At 65.9% G+C, this 19,552-nt stretch carries 13 protein-coding genes; 6 read left to right on the top strand and 7 right to left on the bottom strand.

Going from position 1 to position 19,552, the window contains the following annotated elements:
• Window positions 1–64: 64 nt before the first annotated feature.
• Together E2583_RS11940 and E2583_RS11935 are read right to left on the bottom strand one after the other, a co-directional pair.
• Window positions 65–1,462, bottom strand: coding sequence for a heavy metal sensor histidine kinase (locus tag E2583_RS11940; protein WP_291596107.1), 1,398 nt, complete (start codon window positions 1,460–1,462; stop codon window positions 65–67).
• A gap of 263 nt (window positions 1,463–1,725) precedes the next feature.
• Window positions 1,726–2,415, bottom strand: a complete 690-nt coding sequence (locus tag E2583_RS11935) for a heavy metal response regulator transcription factor (protein WP_291596059.1) — start codon at window positions 2,413–2,415, stop codon at window positions 1,726–1,728.
• Between the two features lie 152 nt (window positions 2,416–2,567).
• Between E2583_RS11935 and E2583_RS11930 the strand changes: the two genes are divergently transcribed.
• The 6 genes from E2583_RS11930 to E2583_RS11905 all read left to right on the top strand — a co-directional run bounded on the left by E2583_RS11930 (window position 2,568) and on the right by E2583_RS11905 (window position 12,460).
• Window positions 2,568–3,830, top strand: coding sequence for a TolC family protein (locus E2583_RS11930; protein ID WP_291596057.1), 1,263 nt, complete (start codon window positions 2,568–2,570; stop codon window positions 3,828–3,830).
• Window positions 3,831–3,841: 11 nt separating this feature from the next.
• Complete coding sequence (locus E2583_RS11925; protein ID WP_291596055.1) at window positions 3,842–5,143, top strand: efflux RND transporter periplasmic adaptor subunit; 1,302 nt, start codon at window positions 3,842–3,844, stop codon at window positions 5,141–5,143.
• Window positions 5,144–5,273: 130 nt separating this feature from the next.
• Window positions 5,274–8,396, top strand: coding sequence for a CusA/CzcA family heavy metal efflux RND transporter (locus E2583_RS11920; protein ID WP_291596053.1), 3,123 nt, complete (start codon window positions 5,274–5,276; stop codon window positions 8,394–8,396).
• A 228-nt stretch (window positions 8,397–8,624) separates the two neighbouring features.
• Window positions 8,625–8,798: a hypothetical protein gene (locus tag E2583_RS11915; RefSeq protein WP_165570867.1), complete on the top strand. Its 174-nt coding sequence runs from the start codon at window positions 8,625–8,627 to the stop codon at window positions 8,796–8,798.
• Window positions 8,799–8,823: 25 nt separating this feature from the next.
• Entirely contained in the window at window positions 8,824–11,058 is a 2,235-nt protein-coding gene (locus E2583_RS11910) for a phosphocholine-specific phospholipase C (protein WP_291596047.1), read from the top strand.
• A 79-nt stretch (window positions 11,059–11,137) separates the two neighbouring features.
• A complete protein-coding gene (locus E2583_RS11905; RefSeq protein ID WP_291596045.1) occupies window positions 11,138–12,460 on the top strand; it encodes a D-serine ammonia-lyase in 1,323 nt (440 codons plus the stop codon).
• Between the two features lie 7 nt (window positions 12,461–12,467).
• Here E2583_RS11905 and E2583_RS11900 read toward each other — a convergent pair whose 3' ends face one another.
• From E2583_RS11900 to E2583_RS11880, 5 genes are all read right to left on the bottom strand, one after another.
• The gene (locus E2583_RS11900) at window positions 12,468–13,748 is read right to left on the bottom strand and encodes a PQQ-dependent sugar dehydrogenase (protein ID WP_291596042.1); all 1,281 of its coding nucleotides are present in this window, start codon (window positions 13,746–13,748) and stop codon (window positions 12,468–12,470) included.
• A gap of 86 nt (window positions 13,749–13,834) precedes the next feature.
• Window positions 13,835–15,382, bottom strand: coding sequence for an FAD-linked oxidase C-terminal domain-containing protein (locus E2583_RS11895; protein WP_291596040.1), 1,548 nt, complete (start codon window positions 15,380–15,382; stop codon window positions 13,835–13,837).
• Between the two features lie 138 nt (window positions 15,383–15,520).
• Entirely contained in the window at window positions 15,521–16,639 is a 1,119-nt protein-coding gene (locus tag E2583_RS11890) for an ABC transporter substrate-binding protein (protein ID WP_291596038.1), read from the bottom strand.
• A gap of 156 nt (window positions 16,640–16,795) precedes the next feature.
• The gene (locus E2583_RS11885; RefSeq protein WP_291596037.1) at window positions 16,796–18,715 is read right to left on the bottom strand and encodes a UvrD-helicase domain-containing protein; all 1,920 of its coding nucleotides are present in this window, start codon (window positions 18,713–18,715) and stop codon (window positions 16,796–16,798) included.
• Between the two features lie 79 nt (window positions 18,716–18,794).
• Window positions 18,795–19,552 (bottom strand): LysR substrate-binding domain-containing protein (locus tag E2583_RS11880; protein ID WP_291596035.1); only part of this gene is annotated, 758 nt, incomplete at its 5' end.

Below are 19,552 nucleotides of genomic sequence, written 5' to 3'. Positions count from 1 at the left end.
TGCGGCCTGAACGCGCCGCTTCCTGTCATCCTCGCACGACGCGGCTTGTGGGCATCCCCGTCATTTACGCCTGGTGGCCTCCGCTGGCAGGTGCCTGGGCGGATGGATCCGTCGGCAGGCTCAGGCCGATGGTGGTGACAGGCTGCTCGGAGCGCGCAAACGCCTGTCCGCCGTGCATGCGTGCAATGGCGGCCACGATGGCCAGGCCCAGGCCATGGTTGCGATCGGCCTGACTGCGCGCCGCGTCCGAGCGGTAGAAGCGGTCAAACAGCCGGGGCAGGTGCTCGGGCGCTATGGCCAGGCCCAGGTTCTGCACCGCCAGCGTGACCTGTCCGGCCTGCGGTGTGCTGATCTGTATCTCGATGCAGCTGCCCGGCGTGGCGTAGCGCGTGGCATTGCCCAGCAGATTGGACAGAGCGCGGCGCAGCAATCGCGCATCGACCTGGGCCCGGGCATCGCCCTGCACCTTCACCTGCAGATCGGCCTCCTGCAGCGCCGCTTCGTGGTACTCGACCACTTCGGCGGCCAGGCTGGCCAGGCTGGCCACCTGAATGCGGTGCGCGCTTTCGCCGCGATCGGCATGGGAGAGAAAAAGCATGTCCGCCACGATGCCGGCCATGCGCTGCAGGTCTTCCAGGTTGGAAGCCAGGATGTCGCGCAGCTCGCGGGCTTCTCGGGGTTTGCGCAGGGCCAGCTCGCAGCTGCTGATGAGCGTGGTCAGCGGGGTGTTGAGTTCATGGGCCACATCGGCGTTGAAGGCCTCCATCTGGCGGTAGGCCACGGCCAGACGTTCGAGCAGCGCGTTGAACTGGGCGATCAGCGGACGCAGTTCCTGGGGCTGGTTGCTGTCGTCCAGCCGCGTCTGCCAGTCGCGGCTCAGGTCCTTGGCACCCAGCTGTCGCGTCTGCTCCACCAGGGAATGCAGGGGCGCCAGCCCGCGTCGCACCAGCCAGGCGCTGAACAGCGACACCAGCAGCGCACCGCTGACGGCCGCCAGGCCCAGAATCCAGGCCAGCTGGCGCAGCAGGGCATCGTCGGGGCGGCGGTCCAGCACCAGCAGCACCTGTACGAGCTGCCGCTCTGAGGGATCTGCCTGCGTCGGCAGTTCGACGCCGAAGTTGCGCCGCGCGCTGTGCACATCGTCAAGCGGCTGGTTCAGCTTCTCGAACAGCAGCGTGCCGTCGGCATGGCTGACGCGGATCGACATGTCCTCGTGGCCCGTGAGAAAGTCGGACAGCATGTGCTGCATGTTCGAAGCGGAGCGGTTGGCGCGTGCCTGCTGCAGCAGATGCGTGACCGTGACCTGCTTTTGCTCCAGGCTTTCCTGCTGGCGCTGTGCCAGGGCCAGCCAGCTGCCCCAGTACACGGCCACGCAGACCAGGCCCAGGCCCAGCATGGTCTGCAGGGCCAGCGAGCGCGACAGCCGTCGGCTCAGGTTCGGGGTGCGGGAATCAGCGGTCATGGAGGCAGCGATGCGGCGCGATGGATGGTTTGCTGCGGAGGAAGCCGAGAGTGCTGGCAGTGCCATTCTGAATGTCCACGGCTGCCCGAAGGAGGCATGGCGGGACCGCCGTTTTCCTGGCAAGCTGCAGCAGGCGTTTGGAGAACGGGGCGGTGCAACGAAGTGCGTTGCGGCGGATTTCGAGGCCATCGCCAGGGCGGATGGCCTTGCAGATGCCGATGCGCAGGAGCGTATCGCCCAGTGCGAGAGGCAGGCTCCGGGGCTCAGACATCGGGGCGTAGCTCCAGCACATAGCCCATGCCGCGCACCGTGTGCAGCAGAGGCAGCTGGAAGGGCGCGTCCAGCTTGAGGCGCAGGCGGCGCACGGCGACCTCGACGACGTTGGTTTCGCTGTCGAAGTTCATGTCCCAGACCTGGGATGCCAGTTCGGTACGAGAGAGCACTTCGCCCTGGCGCCGCAGCAGCAGACTCAGCAGATTGAATTCCTTGGCCGTCAGGTCCAGCCGCTGGCCCGCGCGCGTGGCGCGGTGGCGCAGCAGATCCAGCTCCAGGTCGGCCATGCGCAGCACCGTGGCTTCAAGCGTGACCTGTGCCTGCAGTCCGCGGCGCAGCAGCGCATGAATGCGAGCCACCAGTTCCGAGAAGGCAAAAGGCTTGACCAGATAGTCGTCGGCACCTGCCTGCAGGCCTTTGACGCGGTCCTCCACCTGGGCGCGGGCCGTGAGCATGAGCACCGGTGTCTGGCTCGACTGGCGCAGGGCGGCCAGCACGGCCAGGCCGTCGATGCCGGGCAGCATGCCGTCCAGGATGATGAGGTCGTAGGGCTGCTCGGTGGCCAGATGCAGGCCGTCGATGCCGTTGTGCGCGGCATCGACCACGAAGCCTTCCTCGCCCAGGCCTTTTTTCAGGTACTCGGCGAGCTTGGTTTCGTCCTCGATGACTAGAAGCTTCATGGGACGGATTGTCGAGCAAGTCGGCCTCTGGCGAAGATGACAAATTTGTCATTTTGAGGTCAGAACCCTGTGGGTGTCGGCACGCTAGATTTGCCCGGTCTGTACAGAGAGGGCCGCCCACTCAGGGGCCGGCATGCAGGCGGAGCATCACCATGACATTCATTACCAAGGCGGCCGCTGCGTTGCTGGGCAGCGGCCTGGGCCTTTTCGTGCCCGGTGCCTGGGCCCAGCAGCCTGCAGCGGCAAGCGCCGCTGCGGCCGCGCCCATCAGCCTGCAGGGCGCGCTGGCACTGGCCATGGCGCACAACCCTGGTCTGCGGGCGGCGGCGCAGGCCCTGGCGGCCAGTGAAGGGGCGCTGATCCAGAGCCGCGCCCGCCCCAATCCCGAGCTGGCCTATTCGCAGGAGGACACGCGTCGCGAAACCCGGTCCATGACGCTGCAGTGGAACCAGTCCATCGAGATCGGCGGCAAGCGCGAGGCGCGCATGAAGGCGGCCGAGCATGGCCGCGAGCTGGCCCGGGCCGAGTGGGAGGCCGCCCAGGCCGGCCTGCGTGCCGATGTGCGCACGGCGTTTGCCAATGTGCTGGCCGGCCAGCAACGCGTGCAATTGCACCAGAAGACGCTGGAGATCGCCAGCAGTGCCCGCGATGCGGCGGCCAAGCGTGTACAGGCGGGCAAGGTGGCGCCGCTCGAGGAAACCAAGGCCCGCGTGGCCGAGAGCAGTGCCGAACTGGCGCTGGCCCAGGCGCGCTCCGGTCTGCGTGTGGCGCGTCAGCAACTGGCAGCGCTGTGGGGAGCGCAGCCTTCAGCGTTCGGTGCAGCGGTGGGGGATCTGGCGCAGCTTCCGGTGCTGCCCGCTGAAGCCCTGATGCTGGAGAGACTGGAGCAGTCGCCTCAGATGCTGCGCGGGCAGCAGGCCGTGTTCCAGGCCAGGTCTATCGCCGAACTGGAGCGCGCCAAGCGCCTGCCCGACCCCAGCGTGAGCCTGGGCATGAAGCGTGCCCAGGAAGTGGGCCGCAATCAGCTGGTGGTGGGGCTCTCGGTGCCGCTGCCGATTCTGGATAGCAACCGCGGCAATCAGCTGCAGGCGCTGCGCCTGGCCGACAAGGCCGAGGACGAGCTGCTGGCCACACGCCAGCAGATGCAGGCCTTGCTGCAGCAGCAGCGCGAGCAGCTGCAGACCAGTCGGGCCCAGGCCGAGCAGCTCGCGCAGCAGGTGCTGCCGGCGGCCGAATCGGCCTATGAAGTCGCAGCCAAGGGCTTTGCCCTGGGCAAGTTCAGTTATCTGGACGTGCTGGATGCCCAGCGTACGCTGGCCGAGGCACGCAGCCTCTATCTGGAGCAGCTGGTGGCCACCCATCAGGCGGCCGCCGACATCACCCGCCAGCTGGGCGATGTGCCCGGCCTTGAGTAAGAGCACGCATCATGAATTCCACCTCCCCAAAGCCCCGCCGCACGGCGATTGCGATTGCCATCATTCTGGCGCTGGGCGCGGCAGCTGCCGTGGCCATTGTCTACGGCACCCGGCCGGCAGCCCTAGCCGTGGAAGGCCAAGGCCATGAACACGGCGCTGCAGAACAAGGCCATTCCCATGAAGAAAAGGAGCATGACCATGGCAGCGAAGCCGGGCATGCCGGGCAGAGCCCGGACAAGGGCAAAGCCGCTGCCGAGGCCGGCCATGCCGATGAGGAGGAAGGCCTGCTCAAGCTCGATGCCGAACGCGCCAGTGCGGCGGGCGTGACATTGGCCGAGGCCGGCCCGGCATCGATCGCCGGCACGCTGCAGCTGCCCGGCGAAATCCGTTTCAACGAGGACCGGACGGCCCATGTGGTGCCGCGGGTGGCTGGCGTGGCGGAGAGCGTGGCGGCCAATCTGGGGCAGGTGGTGAAGAAGGGACAGTTGCTGGCCACGCTGACCAGCCCGGCAGTCTCCGAGCAGCGCAGCGAGCTGATGGCGGCGCAAAAGCGCCTGTCGCTGGCGCGCACCACCTATGAGCGCGAAAAGCAGCTGTGGCAGGAAAAGATCTCGGCCGAGCAGGACTATCTGCAGGCCCAGCAGGCATTGCGCGAGGCCGAGATCGCGGCTGCCAATGCGCAGCAGAAGCTGGCCGCGATCGGTGCTGGCTCAGGCTCTGCCGGCGCTCTGAACCGCTTCGAGCTGCGCGCGCCCTTCGATGGCGTGGTGGTGGAAAAGCACCTCGCCGTGGGTGAAGCCGTGCAGGACAGCACGGCCGTGTTCACCGTCTCCGACCTGCGCTCGGTATGGGCCGAAATGAAGGTGGCGGCCGGCGATCTGCCCTTTGTGCGCGTGGGCGAAAAGGCCGTGGTGCAGGCGACAGCCTTCGAATCCCGGGCCACGGGAGTCGTGGCCTATGTCGGCGCGCTGATCGGGCAGGAAACCCGTACGGCGCCCGCGCGCATCACGCTGGACAACCCGGACGGCATTTGGCGCCCGGGCCTGTTTGTGAATGTGCAGCTGACGGCGGCAGGCCAGAAGGCGGCGGTGGCGGTGGCCAATGCGGCCATCCGGAAGATCGACGGCGACCAGCCCGTGGTGTTCGTGCCGGTGGACGGCGGCTTCAAGGCGCAGGCCGTGAAGCTGGGCCAGACCGACGGCCGGAACACCGAGGTGCTCCAGGGACTGAGCCCCGGCCAGCGCTATGTGAAGGATGGCAGCTTCGTGCTGAAGTCCGAGCTGGGCAAGGCATCGGCCGAGCATGTGCATTGAATGGAAGCCTCTGCGGCGCGCCCTCCACCAGGGGACGATCCCCTGGCCCCGCCGCAAGGCGGCCCTTGCTCGGTGTCCCTCTGTCAGCTCGCAAATGAGCGCGGACCCTGAATCCTGTTTTGGAGTTTGAATGTTTGAGCGCATCATCCGCTTTGCCATTGCCCAGCGCTGGCTGGTCATGCTGGCCACGCTGGCCCTGGTGGGCCTGGGTATCTACAACTACCAGCGCCTGCCCATCGATGCCGTGCCCGACATCACCAATGTGCAGGTGCAGATCAATACGTCGGCACCCGGATATTCACCGCTGGAAACCGAGCAGCGCGTCACCTTTCCCATCGAGACCGTGATGGCCGGCCTGCCGGGGCTGGACCAGACGCGTTCGCTCTCGCGCTACGGCCTGTCCCAGGTGACTGTGGTGTTCAAGGACGGCACGGATATCTACTTCGCGCGGCAGTTGGTCAACGAGCGCATGCAGCAGGCACGCGATGCGCTGCCTGCGGGCGTAGCGCCTGCACTGGGGCCTATTTCCACGGGTCTGGGCGAGATCTACCTGTGGACCGTGGAGGCGGAGGACGGTGCCACCAAGCCCGACGGAACGCCCTATACGCCCATGGATCTGCGCGAGATCCAGGACTGGGTCATCAAGCCCCAGCTGCGCAATGTGGCGGGCGTGACCGAGATCAACTCCATTGGCGGCTTCGCCAAGGAATACCTGGTGGCACCGCAGCCGCAGAAACTCGCGGCCTACGGCTTCACGCTGGCCGATATCGTGGCCGCGCTGGAGCGCAACAACGCCAATGTGGGCGCCGGCTATATCGAGCGCCAGGGCGAGCAGTATCTGATCCGCGCCCCGGGGCAGGTGGGCGGCATTGCCGATATTCGAGAAGTCATCGTGGGCTCGGCGCAAGGCCAGCCCATCCGCGTGCGCGATCTGGCCGACGTGGGCCTGGGCCGCGAGCTGCGCACCGGTGCGGCCACGGACAACGGCCGCGAAGTGGTGCTGGGGACGGTGTTCATGCTGATTGGCGAGAACAGCCGTGCCGTGGCCCAGGCCGTGCACGAGCGCATGCAGGCGATCAATAAAAGCCTGCCGCCCGGCGTGAAGGCCGTGACGGTCTACGACCGCACGAATCTGGTGGACAAGGCCATTGCCACGGTCAAGAAGAACCTGATCGAAGGCGCGGCCCTGGTCGTGGCGATCCTGTTTCTGTTCCTGGGCAATCTGCGCGCCGCGCTGATCACGGCGCTGATCATTCCGCTGTCCATGCTGTTCACCTTCACGGGCATGGTGCAGATGCGCGTCAGCGCCAATCTGATGAGCCTGGGAGCTCTGGACTTCGGCATCATCATTGACGGTGCGGTGGTGATCGTGGAGAACTGCGTGCGCCGTCTGGCCCATGCGCAGGCCGCAGCAGGCCGATCGTTGACCCGCAGCGAACGTTTCGAGGAAGTGTTTGCGGCAGCCAGGGAGGCCCGACGTCCCTTGCTGTTCGGACAGCTCATCATCATGGTGGTCTATCTGCCCATTTTTGCGCTCACCGGCGTGGAAGGAAAGATGTTCCATCCCATGGCGCTGACGGTGGTGATTGCGCTGCTGGGTGCCATGCTGCTGTCCATCACCTTCATCCCCGCCGCAATTGCGTTGTTCATGGGCGACAAGGTGGCCGAGAAGGAAAACCGTCTCATGGCCTGGGCGCGCCGTGTCTATGCTCCGGTGCTGGACAAGGTCATGCATGCGCCAGCCGTGGTGCTGACGGCGGCAGGGGTCATCGTCGCACTGAGCCTGCTGCTGGCCACCCGCATGGGCAGCGAGTTTGCGCCCAATCTCAACGAGGGCGACTTTGCGATCCAGGCGCTGCGCATACCGGGCACCAGCCTCACGCAGTCGGTGCAGATGCAGATGCAGCTCGAGAGCGAGCTCAAGAAGCAGTTCCCAGAAATCGAGCGCGTGTTTGCGCGTACCGGCACGGCCGAGATCGCATCGGACCCGATGCCGCCCAATATCTCGGACGGCTACATCATGCTCAAGCCGCGCGATCAGTGGCCCGATCCGGCGCGTTCGCGCGACGATCTGCTGAGCGCCGTGCAGGAGGCCGTGGAAGGGATCCCAGGCAGCAACTACGAGTTCTCGCAGCCGATCCAGCTGCGCTTCAACGAGCTGATTTCCGGCGTGCGCAGCGATGTGGCCGTCAAGATCTTCGGTGACGACATGGCCCAGCTGGAGAAGTCTGCGCAGGCCGTGGCCGCCATGCTGCAGAAGATCCCCGGTGCCTCCGAGGTCAAGGTCGAGCAGACCACGGGCCTGCCCATGCTCACGGTGCAGATCGATCGCGAGAAAGCTTCGCGCTACGGCCTCAATATGGGCGATGTGCAGGATGCCATCAGCACGGCTTTTGGTGGACGCGAGGCCGGCACGGTATTCGAGGGCGACAGACGTTTCGCCATCCAGGTGCGCCTGCCCGAGGCCATGCGCAGCGATGTGGACGGCATAGGTCGCCTGCCGATCGCGCTGCCGCGCGGCGGAGACGGACGTCTGGGCTTTGTGCCTCTGTCCTCCGTGGCGACCGTGGAGCTGGCGCCGGGGCCCAACCAGGTCAGCCGAGAGGACGGCAAGCGCCGCATTGTGGTCAGCGCCAATGTGCGCGGGCGCGATATCGGCTCCTTCGTGGCCCAGGCCCAGCAGGAGCTTGAAGGTATTGCACTGCCGGCCGGCTACTGGAGCCGCTGGGGCGGTACCTTCGAGAACCTGGAGTCCGCCCGCAAGCGCCTGATGATCGTGGTGCCCGTGGCACTGGCGCTGGTGTTCACCCTGCTGTTTGCCATGTTCGGCAATGTGCGCGACGGCCTCATCGTCTTCACCGGCATTCCGTTTGCGTTGACGGGCGGGATTGCAGCGCTGTGGCTGCGCGGCATTCCGCTGTCCATCTCGGCGGCCATCGGCTTCATCGCGCTATGCGGCGTGGCCGTGCTCAACGGCCTGGTCATGATCTCCTATATCCGCAGCCTTCGCGAGCAGGGCATGGATCTGGAACAGGCCGTGACCGAAGGGGCACTCACGCGCCTGCGTCCCGTGCTGATGACGGCCCTGGTGGCATCGCTGGGCTTTGTGCCCATGGCGATTGCCACCGGCACCGGAGCCGAGGTGCAGCGCCCCCTGGCCACGGTGGTGATCGGCGGCATTCTCTCGTCCACGGTACTGACCCTGCTGGTGCTGCCGCTGCTGTATCGGCTGGGATACGGAAAGCGGCAATAGCCGCGCAAGCGCCAGCGTTCTGACTGGCGTTGCGATGTTTCTTGCAAAGGGCCGACGTGGGTGCGTCGGCCCTTTTTGCATGGCGCTTCGCGCTGAAGAGGGCTCGCGAGCTTCGAACGCAGCAGCGATGCGAGCAAACGGACTCAAACATGGACGTCATCGGGATGACATGAGCTTTTCCTAGATTCTTGCCGGTCGAAACCTGTCGACATCAAAGCGAAAGACTCCATGCAAAACAAGCGTTTGATCAAGGCGTTGGCGCTCGCCTGCCTGACGGCCGCCACGCTGGCCGCCTGTGGTGGCAGCGATGACAGCCCGCCTGCTCCCACGAACCCGACCAATCCCACGACCCCCACGAACCCCACCGAGCCGGCCAAGCCGGAGATGCGCTGTGCTCCCTGAGCGCGGTGACAAACAAGGCTTCACCATGATTTCGCGACGCAATCTTCTGCAGGCCGGCAAGAACGCTGCCTTTTCCGCTGCCGCACTGGCCGCCTTTCCTCCCAGCATCCGCCGTGCGCTGGCCATTCCCGCCAACAATGTCACGGGCACGGTCATGGACGTGCAGCATGTGGTGATCCTGATGCAGGAAAACCGCTCCTTCGATCAGTACTTCGGCACGCTCAAGGGCGTGCGCGGCTTTGGCGACCGCATGACCATTCCCGTTCCCAACGGCCGCAAGGTCTGGCAGCAGGAGCGAGCCAACGGCACGGTGATCACCCCCTATCACCTGGACGGTACGGCCAACAATGCGCAGCGCGTTTCCGGCACCCCCCATTCCTGGCTGGACAGTCAGCAGGCCTGGGACAACGGCCGCATGTCGCGCTGGCCCGTGGCCAAGACGGACACCTCCATGGGCTATTTCAAGGAGCAGGAGCTGCCCTATCAGTTCGCGCTGGCCAATGCCTTCACGATCTGCGATGCCTACCACTGCGCCATGCACACCGGCACCGATGCCAACCGGTCCTTCCACATGACGGGCACCAACGGGGCCATGCCCCAGAACGTGGCTTTCGTGAATAACGAGTGGGATGCCATCAATGGCGTGACCAGCGATGCCACCACCGGCTATACATGGAAGACCTATGCGGAGCGGCTGCAGGAGGCCGGAGTGAGCTGGATCAGCTATCAGAACATGCCTGACGAGTGGGGCGACAACATGCTGGGCGCGTTCCAGAGCTTTCGTCGCGCCAATCTGGCTTCGGGCTTTCCTGTCTCCAGTGGCGGCGCGCCCAATGCACCGTATACCAACACCGGCCAGGCTTTGCCCTACCATGCCTATGACGCGGCCAGCGACGACGCTGCCAACCCGCTGTACAAAGGCGTGGCCAACACCTTGCCCGGCAATCAGCCCGAGGAGTATCTGGACGCCTTCAAGCGCGATATCCGCGAAGGCAAGCTGCCCCAGGTGTCCTGGGTCAACGCGCCGTCCATCTATTGCGAGCACCCCGGCCCATCCAGCCCGGTGCAGGGCGCCTGGTTTCTGCAGGAAGTGCTGGATGCGCTGACGGCCAATCCCGAGGTCTGGAGCAAGACCGTGCTGCTTGTCAACTTCGATGAGAACGATGGCTACTTCGACCATATGCCTTCGCCCTCGGCACCATCGCAGAACGCCGACAAGAGCTATGCAGGCAAGACCACGCTGCCGGAGGCCGATCTGCAGGCCGAATACTTCACGCATGGCGCACCGGCCGGCAGCCGTAGCCAGCCTGCCCCCGATGGCCGTGTCTACGGCCCCGGGCCGCGCGTTCCGCTGTATGTGATCTCGCCCTGGAGCCGCGGCGGCTGGGTCAACTCGCAGGTGTTCGACCATACGTCGGTGCTGCGCTTCCTGGAGGCCCGCTTTGGCGTGAAGGAGCCCAATATCAGCCCGTTCCGCCGGGCGGTTTGCGGCGATCTGCTGAGCAGCTTCAATTTCAAGACGCCGAACAACGAGACCCTGCCCGTGCTGGCCGGCCGCTCCACGCGCGATGTCGCCGACAAGTTGCGTGCCGATCAGCAAAAGCTGCCCGCCGTGCCTGTGCCTCGCGATATGCAGCTGCCTTTGCAGGCCGCAGGCACACGTCCGTCGCGGGCCTTGCCCTACGAACTGCATACCAGTGCGCGCTGCCAGAGCAACGGCCCGGTGGAGCTGGTGTTTGCCAATACCGGCACGCAGGCAGCCGTCTTTCATGTCTATGACCGTTACAAGCTGGACCGCACGCCTCGCCGCTACATGGTGGAAGCGGGCAAGACGCTGTCCGATACCTGGGATGCCGTGCGCGACAACTTCGGCAAGTACGACCTCTGGGTACTGGGCCCCAACGGATTCCATCGCCACTTCAAGGGCGACCTGAATCACCTGGGCAGTGTGCAGGCATCCCCCGAGGTGCGGGTCTGCTACGACATCGCCAACGGCAATGTCTATGTGGATCTGATGAACAAGGGCGTGCAGGCTGCGGTGTTCACCATCACGCCCATGGCCTACCGCAGCGACGGCCCGTGGACGGTCGAAGTTGGCGCCGCCGCCAGTGCCGAGAGGCACTGGGAGCTGAAGGCCAGCGGCCAGTGGTATGACTTCGCCGTGACCTGCGACAGCGATCCGGCGTACTACCGGCGCTTTGCGGGCCGCGTGGAAACCGGTCAGCACACGGTCAGCGACCCTGCCATGGGAGAGGCATAGCAGCCACGCCTTGGCCGTCCCGTCCGGCATGCTCCATTGGCCCTAATATGGCTGTCTTGTATGACGATGGATGCATGCCATGACTTTTTCCGTGCTGCACGACCTGGTTGAAGATCTGCGCCATGCCCGGCCCACGCTGTGGGCCGGGCGCAGCGATGCAGAACACTCCTCGCAGGTCATAGACGCGGCCCAGGTTCAGCAGGCCGTAGAGCGCTTCGAGCGTTTTGCCCCCTTGCTGGCGCGGCTGTTTCCCGAGCTGGAGGTGTCTGGCGGGCGCATTGAATCGGCGCTGCAGCCCGTGCCGCAGATGCAGCGGTCGCTGCAACTGCCCGAGCAGATGGGCCGACTCTGGCTCAAGGCCGATCACAGCCTGCCGGTGGCCGGCTCCATCAAGGCGCGCGGCGGCGTGCACGAGGTGCTGGAGTATGCGGAACGGATCGCCTTGCAGCATGGCCTGCTGGCCGATGGCGACTATCGGAAGCTTGCCTCCGATGCTGCGCGTGCGGTGTTTGCCCGGTACCAGGTGGCGGTCGGCTCCACGGGCAATCTGGGCCTGTCGATTGGCGTCATGGCATCGGCCCTGGGTTTCAAGGCGGTGGTCCATATGTCTGCCGATGCCAAGGACTGGAAAAAGCAGCGCCTGCGCGCGCGGGGCGTGCAGGTCGTGGAGCATGCCGGCGACTACGCCCAGGCCGTGGCTGCAGGCCGAGCGCTGGCCGACCAGGATCCGCACTGTCACTTTGTGGATGACGAGCATTCGCTCTCGCTGCTGCTCGGCTATGCGGCGGCGGCTCCGTATCTGGCCGCTCAGCTTGCACGGAACAGGCTCGTCGTGGATGAGTCGCACCCCCTGTTTGTCTACCTTCCCTGCGGAGTGGGGGGCGCGCCTGGTGGCGTGGCGCTGGGTCTGCAGCAGGCATTCGGGCCACACGCGCACTGCTTTTTTGCGGAACCCGTGCAGTCGCCGTGCTTCATGGTGGAGATGCTGTCCGGCGCTGCAGCCCTGCCAGGTCTGGGCGCTCATCCTTCGGTCTATGACCTGGGCCTGGACAACCGGACCGAGGCCGACGGCCTGGCCGTGCCGCAAGCGTCGCAGCTGGCGGCAGACGTGGTGCGCGGCTTTCTCGGCGGTGTGTTCACGGTGGAGGACGAAACCCTGTTTCGCCATCTGGCCCTGCTGCAAGGCAGCGAGGGATTGCAGATCGAGCCATCGGCCGCAGCGGGCTTTGGCGGTCCGCACGCCTTGCTGGACAGCGCTGCGGGACAGGATTATCTGAAGCGCCAGAAGCTGCAGGCACATATGGCGAACGCCACGCATATCGTATGGACCACGGGCGGTCTGTTTGTTCCGGACGAAGAGTACGCGCGGTTTCTGGCGCGCGGACGCGATCTGCTGCGCTGAGCGCGGCCTACCTGGCTCCCCTGGGCAGCGGTGCCATGCCAGATTCGCTCATCAGCATCAGCAGGCTGCGGTTGAAGTCCTCGACCACCAGCAGCCGGCCCGCATGGTCGATACCCATGCCCGTGGGGCGGCCGCCGGGGCGCAGGCCGGGCCTGGCATCCCAGTGGCTCAGCCATGGAATCGCCGGTCCCGAGGGCTGGCCCTTGCCGTCGCGTGCAAAGCCCACGAGGCGCTGGCCCTCGGCTCGCTGTCCATGCCATGCCACCAGCAATTGCCCGCCAAATGCACTGCCGATGGGAGTCGCCAGCATTTGCAGCGGAGCCACATGGGCGGGCCAGAGCATGTGCGGGGCTTCAGTCTTGCTGCAGTCGAAGCGTTTTTCATAGCCTTGCGCGCTCTGGCGTGCACCTATGCAATAAGGCCAGCCGTAGTCGGCGCCAGCGCGCAGCAGGTTGAGCTCCTCGGGCGGCTGCCTGGGATCGCGGTAGTCGATATTGTTTTCGCCCTGCCAGATCGTGCCTGCCGCCGGGCCGTCGGGCATCACGGCCAGCGCCATGGAATTGCGCAGGCCGCCGGCAAAGGGCTTGAATTCCCTGACGATCTGAGGGCCGTGCTGCAACACCATGCGCCAGACAGCAGCGCGCGGCATGGCCGTGCCGCGTTCGGGACAGGGCACGGGTTGCTTCTGGTCTTCACCCCGGCAGGCATCGGTGGCCGAGCCCATGTTCACGTAGAGGCTGCCGTCCGGCGCAAACGCCAGTTCCTTGAGCAGGTGGGCGCCGTCGGCCGGCAGGCCGCTGGCCAGCATCTCGGGCTGAGGTGCCTGGCCGAGTGCGGGCACTGCGGTGCGCCATATCTTGTCGGCCTCGCCGATATAGACCTTGCCGTCCGGCCCGCGCACCATGCCCGAAGGGTAGTTGAGCTTGCTCAGCAGCACCCGGGATTCCACCGCCTTGGCCGTGGTGTTGGCATTGGCCACAGTGGCCGCGTCAGGCGGCAGCCTGAGCTCGATCAGCTGGCCCACATGGGGCATCCAGTTGCCCATGTCCAGCACCCAGATGCGGCCCGGTGCAATCTCCAGCACGCGGCGCGGAAAGCGCAGGCCGTGGGCCTCGTCGGCAATCAGCCCCACACAGGTGCCGGCAGGACTGGTGATGGCCAGGCGCGGATAGTTGCCGCATTTGCCGGTGGAGGTGTAGCCGCGCGCTTGTGCGGGCGGGCTCGCAGCCAGCGTCAGCAGTGCCGGGACCAGCAGCATGGCCAGTGTCCTACCGATGGAAGAGATCATCAAACGGCTCCACAAATGCATTCAGCAGCCGTGATCTTGCCATGGCCGGCCCATGGGGCGGTGGCGTGCAGGCCCTGGATACGTTGTCAGAAGCGCGGCAGGTCGGGATGGGCGATCTGGCCGCCGCGCACCAGCATCTTGCCGTACTCGGCGCAGCGGTTGAGCGTGGGGATCACCTTGCCGGGATTGAGCAGGGACTGCGGGTCGAACGCCGACTTGAGCGCGAACATCTGCGCATTCTCGGCGGTGGTGAACTGGGTGCACATGCTGTTGAGCTTTTCCACGCCGACGCCATGCTCGCCCGTCACCGTGCCGCCCATGGCCACGCTGGTTTCCAGAATGTCGGCTCCGAACAGTTCGCAGCGGTGCAGCTCGTCGGGGTTGTTGGCGTCGAACAGGATCAGGGGATGCAGATTGCCGTCTCCGGCGTGAAACACATTCGCGCAGCGCAGCTGGTATTTCTTCTCCATCTCCTGGATCGCCAGCAGGATGTCGGCCAGGCGCTTGCGTGGAATGGTGGAGTCCATGCACATGTAATCGGGGCTGATGCGGCCGCTGGCGGGAAAGGCATTCTTGCGCCCGCTCCAGAAGCGCAGGCGCTCTTCCTCGCTCTCGCTCACGGTGATGGCCGTGGCTCCGGCGTGGCGCAGCACCTCGCTCATGCGGGCGATCTCTTCTTCCACCTCCTCGGGCGTGCCGTCGCTCTCGCACAGCAGGATGGCCTCCGCCGTAAGGTCATAGCCGGCACGCACAAAGTCCTCAACGGCGGCCGTCATGGGCTTGTCCATCATTTCCAGCCCGGCCGGAATGATGCCGGCCGCGATCACCGCGGCCACTGCGTCGCCGGCTTTGCGCACATCGTCGAAGCTGGCCATGATGCAGCGCGCCAGCTGAGGCTTGGGCACGAGCTTGACCGTGACCTCGGTCACCACGGCCAGCATGCCCTCGCTGCCAATCATGATGGCCAGCAGATCCAGTCCGGGGGTGTCGAGTGCATCCGAGCCGAATTCGACAGGCTCGCCTTCGATGCTGAAGCCCTTGACCTTGAGCACGTTGTGCACCGTCAGCCCGTACTTGAGGCAATGCACGCCACCCGAGTTCTCGGCCACATTGCCGCCGATGGTGCAGGCGATCTGGCTGCTGGGGTCGGGCGCATAGTACAGGCCGTACGGGGCAGCGGCTTCGCTGATGGCAAGGTTGCGTACGCCGCATTGCACCAGGGCCGTGCGGCTGTAGGCGTCGACGTCGAGGATTCTGTTGAACTTCGCCAGCGACAGCGTCACGCCCATGGGGTGGGGCATGGCGCCGCCCGAAAGCCCTGTGCCCGCACCGCGCGCGATGACGGGGGCACCGATGGCGTGGCAGGCCTTGAGCACGGCCTGCACCTGTGCATCAGTCTCGGGCAGGCAGACCAGCAGTGGGCGCTGGCGGTAGGCGGTCAGTCCGTCACACTCGTAGGGAGTGGTGTCTTCGCTCTGATAGAGCAGGGCATGCACCGGTACATGGGGGCGCAGTGCCGCCAGCACCTCGGCCTGGCGTCTGGCGCGCTCGGACGGCTCGGGCAGGTGATGCGCTGCGTTGGCCGCCGTGCTGGAGGTGGCGACGAGATCGGTGAATGTGCTGGCGGACGTCATGCCTGCAAATGTAGGGGATGCGCCCGCGCCTTGGTGTGAGCTTTATTGCAAAGCTGCTTGAAATGCTTTGCGATGACAGTCAAGAAGGCTTTTGAAATGAGAGCATCAACCGCTTTTTGGGTAAGCGATTGAGTCGATTTATTCTCTGAAATGGCCGCCTGCGTCGATCATGGTCAACCCGACATAGCTGGAGCCGCTGCGTGGCGGCGTGAAGCGCAGGTGCATGGCGCCATAGCGAACCTCCCCCATGGCGTCGAGTGCAGCAGTCAGGCTCGCACGCTGATTGGAGGGCGTGGCCTTGCGCAGCGCATCGAGCAGGGTGCGAGTGTTGAGAAAGACTTCCAGCCCCAGATAGGAGGCTGGCGGCATGCCTGGCTGGCCAACGAGTTGCTGGTAATCCTTGATGGCCGGGATCGCGCCCTTCCAGGGGCTGGGCACCAGGGTGGTGAAGGCGATGCCGCGCGTATACGACCCCAGCCCTTGCACCACGGCGCGATTGGCCTGAGCGGCCAGGTTGTAGAACGGTGCGGTGACATGGGCCTGCCTGGCCAGGGTGATCAGGCCGATGGTGGCCGGAGCGCCCGCCAGCACGATGACGCCCTGGAGATCGGGCTGGGCGGCCAGCTGTCTGGCCAGCTCCGGGGCGTTGCCGCCGGATGCCTCCACGGCCAGCGTGATGGCGGGTTGGAGATCCTTGGCGGCGAAGGCGGCCAGGGCAATCTGCAGGCTGTCTTTGCCGAAGTCGTCGTCCTGGTGGACGATGGCGACTCGTTTCAGGCCCAGTGTCTGCATCTGCTGCAGCATGGCCGCAATTTCGGCCTGGGTGCTGGCGCGCAGCGGGTAGACGAAACGGCTGGGCTGCTGGCGCATGCTGCCGGCTCCGGCAATCACGCCTACCAGCGCGGTCTGGCCTTGCTGCACTTCGGTCTGCATGGCGGCGCAGCTCGCCGTTCCCCAGCAGTTGAGCAGGGCCACGGCCCCTGCCTGGATCAGCTGGCGTGCATTGCCGGCGGCGCGCTGCGGTTCGTAGCCATCGTCCAGCACCCTGAGCGTCAGCGACTTGCCCCCCAGTCCGCCCTGCCTGTTGAACGCCTCCACCTGGGCCTGCATGATGCTCAGCCCTTCCTTGCCGGCCTCGGCCTGTGCACCGGACAGCGGCAGGCTGGCGCCGATGGTGACGGGGCTGTCCTGCGCATGCAGGGGCAGGGCGGCAATGCCGCCGGCCAGAAGCCAGGCGCAGCGCAATCGGTTTGGCATAGGTGTCCTCCTCCTTGTTGTGCGCTCATGGTGGGCGGCGGAGCGGAGCGGGGAAAGAGGGCAACTGCGGCAGTGTCTGCACGCAGCGACGTTACGCAGTTTTGACTCGCATGCGGGGCGCAGGCTTGACCTGCATCAGTCCCTGGTCTTGCATTGTCAGCGGCTTTCCAGCAGCCACAGCCGCTTGCTGGCGCGGGTCATGGCGACGTAGAGCAGATTGCGCTGCGGGTCGTTCGCATCGGAGGAGAAATGCCTGGCGTGAACGAAGGGCACGGCCACATATTCGTATTCATGGCCTTTGCTGCGCTCCACCGTGAGCAGCTGCAGGCTGGGTTTTTCCTGGCGCTGATGCTGCGCGATGCTCGACTGGACCATGAGGCTGAGGCGGCCCAGGAACTCATCGACGGACAGCCCGGTGCAGATCTGCGACAGCGCTTGCAGGCTGGCCAGGCATTGGCGCAGCTCCTCCCGGCTGATGGGAGCCTGGGCGAAGAATTGCCGCAGCAGAGGATGACGGCACAGCTGTCCGGCATCGGCGCATTGCTCGGCGGGCAGGGCCAGCAAGCGGGCGGCGGCAGAGTCCGGTGCGATCTGGACGGCAAGGAAACGGCGCATGGCGCTCTGCCGTCCCATGAGTTCGGCGGCGATGCGCAGCGTGTCGGACTCCGGCGGGGCTTCGCCCAATGCGCTCATGTCGAACAGGCCGTTGGCCAGCAGATCCCGGTCCGGTGGGCTGGCATGGCGCACATAGCGCATCAGGCCTTCGGCGGCGCTGTTCAGAATGCCTTGCGAGAGCCGGGCGGCACCGCTGCAGCCGGGCATTGCCCACAGCATGGCCAGCACCAGGGCGATTTCACGGCGCTGGTAGAAGCGCTGCATGCCCTTGCAGGCATAGTGCACGCCTTCGTGGGCGAACAGCCATTCAAGCCGTATCGAATCTTCGGGCGAGCGCAGGATGACGCGCAGCACGGCGGGCGGGTCCTGCGGTTTGCGGGGCAGACGGGCCACGGCGGCATGGATGTCCAGCAACTGCCGGGCGCAGTCCTCATCATCGCCACGGCGATGTTCGAACCAGGCCGAGGCGTTGCGGTAATGGGCGTCGAACCCCACGCCGAAAAGCCGGTTCAGTGCCTGGCAGATGACGGGGCCGAAACGATAGGTTGTGTTGAGCGTGGCCAGGCCGGTGCCCGAGGGCAGCTCCTGAAGGATGCGCTGGGCGCTGTCGCCGAAAATGGAGGAGGCACCCGGCAGGATGCGCTGATTGAAGTCGCCGACACCGATGAAGCGCCCGTTGCCGCGGGCCAGATGGCGCAGCACCAGCAGGGCGGCCTCGTCCAGGTCCTGCAGCTCGTCGAACAGTACGGCGTCGAAGCGGCCCTGCAGCAGCGGGAAGCCGGCATCGAAGTCCAGTGCGGCCAGCTGGCAGGCCAGGGCGTAGGTGCAGTCGCCGGGCGCATAGAACAGCGGCTCCCGAGTGGGGCCCGCGCGCAGCCGCTCATAGCTGCGCAGCAGCCGGCAAAGACCGTAGTCCAGAGCGTTGTCGCGGCAATAGGCAAGCGCGCCGAGGCCGCTGTCGTCGATGCCGAGTTCCAGCATGCACTGCTTGGCCTGGGCCTCGAAGGCGAGGAAGGCACTGATGTCCAGGGGGCGGGCGAAGAAGTCGGCCAGCTCGGGAATCTCGAGCTCCGCATGCCGCTCGACCTCTTGCAACAGTGCTTCATGGGCCTGCTGGATGAGCAGGTTCTTTTCCAGGCCGGAGGAGAGTCTGGGCACCGGGTCGCCCTGCTCTTCGAGCAGGCGGGCGCAAAACTGCTCCAGAGTGAGCAGGTGCAGGCCTTCGAGGGGGGCGGTGGTGAGCCGGTCCAGGCGTGCCTGGATGGCCTTGATGCCGGCCTCCGAGTAGGCCAGCATCAGCACATGGCGCGCGCCCTGGGTACGGATCAGGTCGACGGCCTTGATGGTCAGCGTGGTTGTCTTGCCCGTGCCGGCCAGGGCGCGAATGAGCAGCGAGGACGCCTCGCTGTTGAGTGCCTGGTTCTGGTCAAGGCCGGGGTACAGCCTGGGCTGCAGGTTCATGCCGTGAGTGCTCCATCTTCGTAATCGATCCCGCGGTCCGTGCAGCAGGCTGCGTCCCAGCGAAGCGGCCGGTCGGCGCTCAGCCCATGGCCTTGCGCAGCCACTCTGCGAAGGCCGCACATTCCCAGCGGTCCATGATGCCGGTCTTCCAGCACAGATAGTGGGCATGGGGGCTGGGTGCGTCGACGTCGAACAGGCGCACCAGCGTGCCGTTTTCCAGCCAGGGGGCACCGAGCTTGTGACGCACCAGGGCGATCCCCATGCTGGCCGATGCAGCGTCGCACATCAGGCCGATATCGTTGAACTGGGAGCCTTCGTTGGGCTCCGCCATGTCGAGGCCGGTCGCGGCGAACCAGGTGCGCCAGGGCTCCAGCGGACTGCGCAGCAACGGCATGCCTTCGAGGTCTTCCGGGCGTTCGAACGGTCCGTGTTCCCGGATGAAGCTGGGCGAGGCCAGCGGTGTGACGGTGTCGCGGGCCAGCTCGATATGCTCCACGTCGGCATAGTGGCCGGCGCCGAAGCGCACCATCAGATCGGCATCCTCGCCGATGACATCCAGCAGCGGAATCGAAACCTGCAGCGCGATGTCGATTTCGGGATAGGCCTCGGTGAACTGGCGCAGCCGAGGAATCAGTATCACGCGCGCAAAAGTGGGGGTTACGGCCAGTTTCAGGCGCCTGCGTCCGGGCGAGGCCGATGCGCCGGGAAAACGCTGCAAGGCGCCCAGGCCTTCGCGCACGTGGGCCAGATAGGAGCTGCCGTCCGTGGTCAGCGAGAAATCCGTGCGGCCAAACAGGCGCGCGCCCAGAATCTGCTCCAGCTGCTTGACCCGGTGGC

Origin of the sequence: Comamonas sp. (assembly GCF_009360615.1) — a bacterium.
Taxonomy (GTDB): Bacteria; Pseudomonadota; Gammaproteobacteria; order Burkholderiales; family Burkholderiaceae_C; genus Comamonas.
The sequence above is the reverse complement of the archived record's forward strand: the minus strand, read 5'-3'. Positions and strand labels throughout refer to the sequence as shown.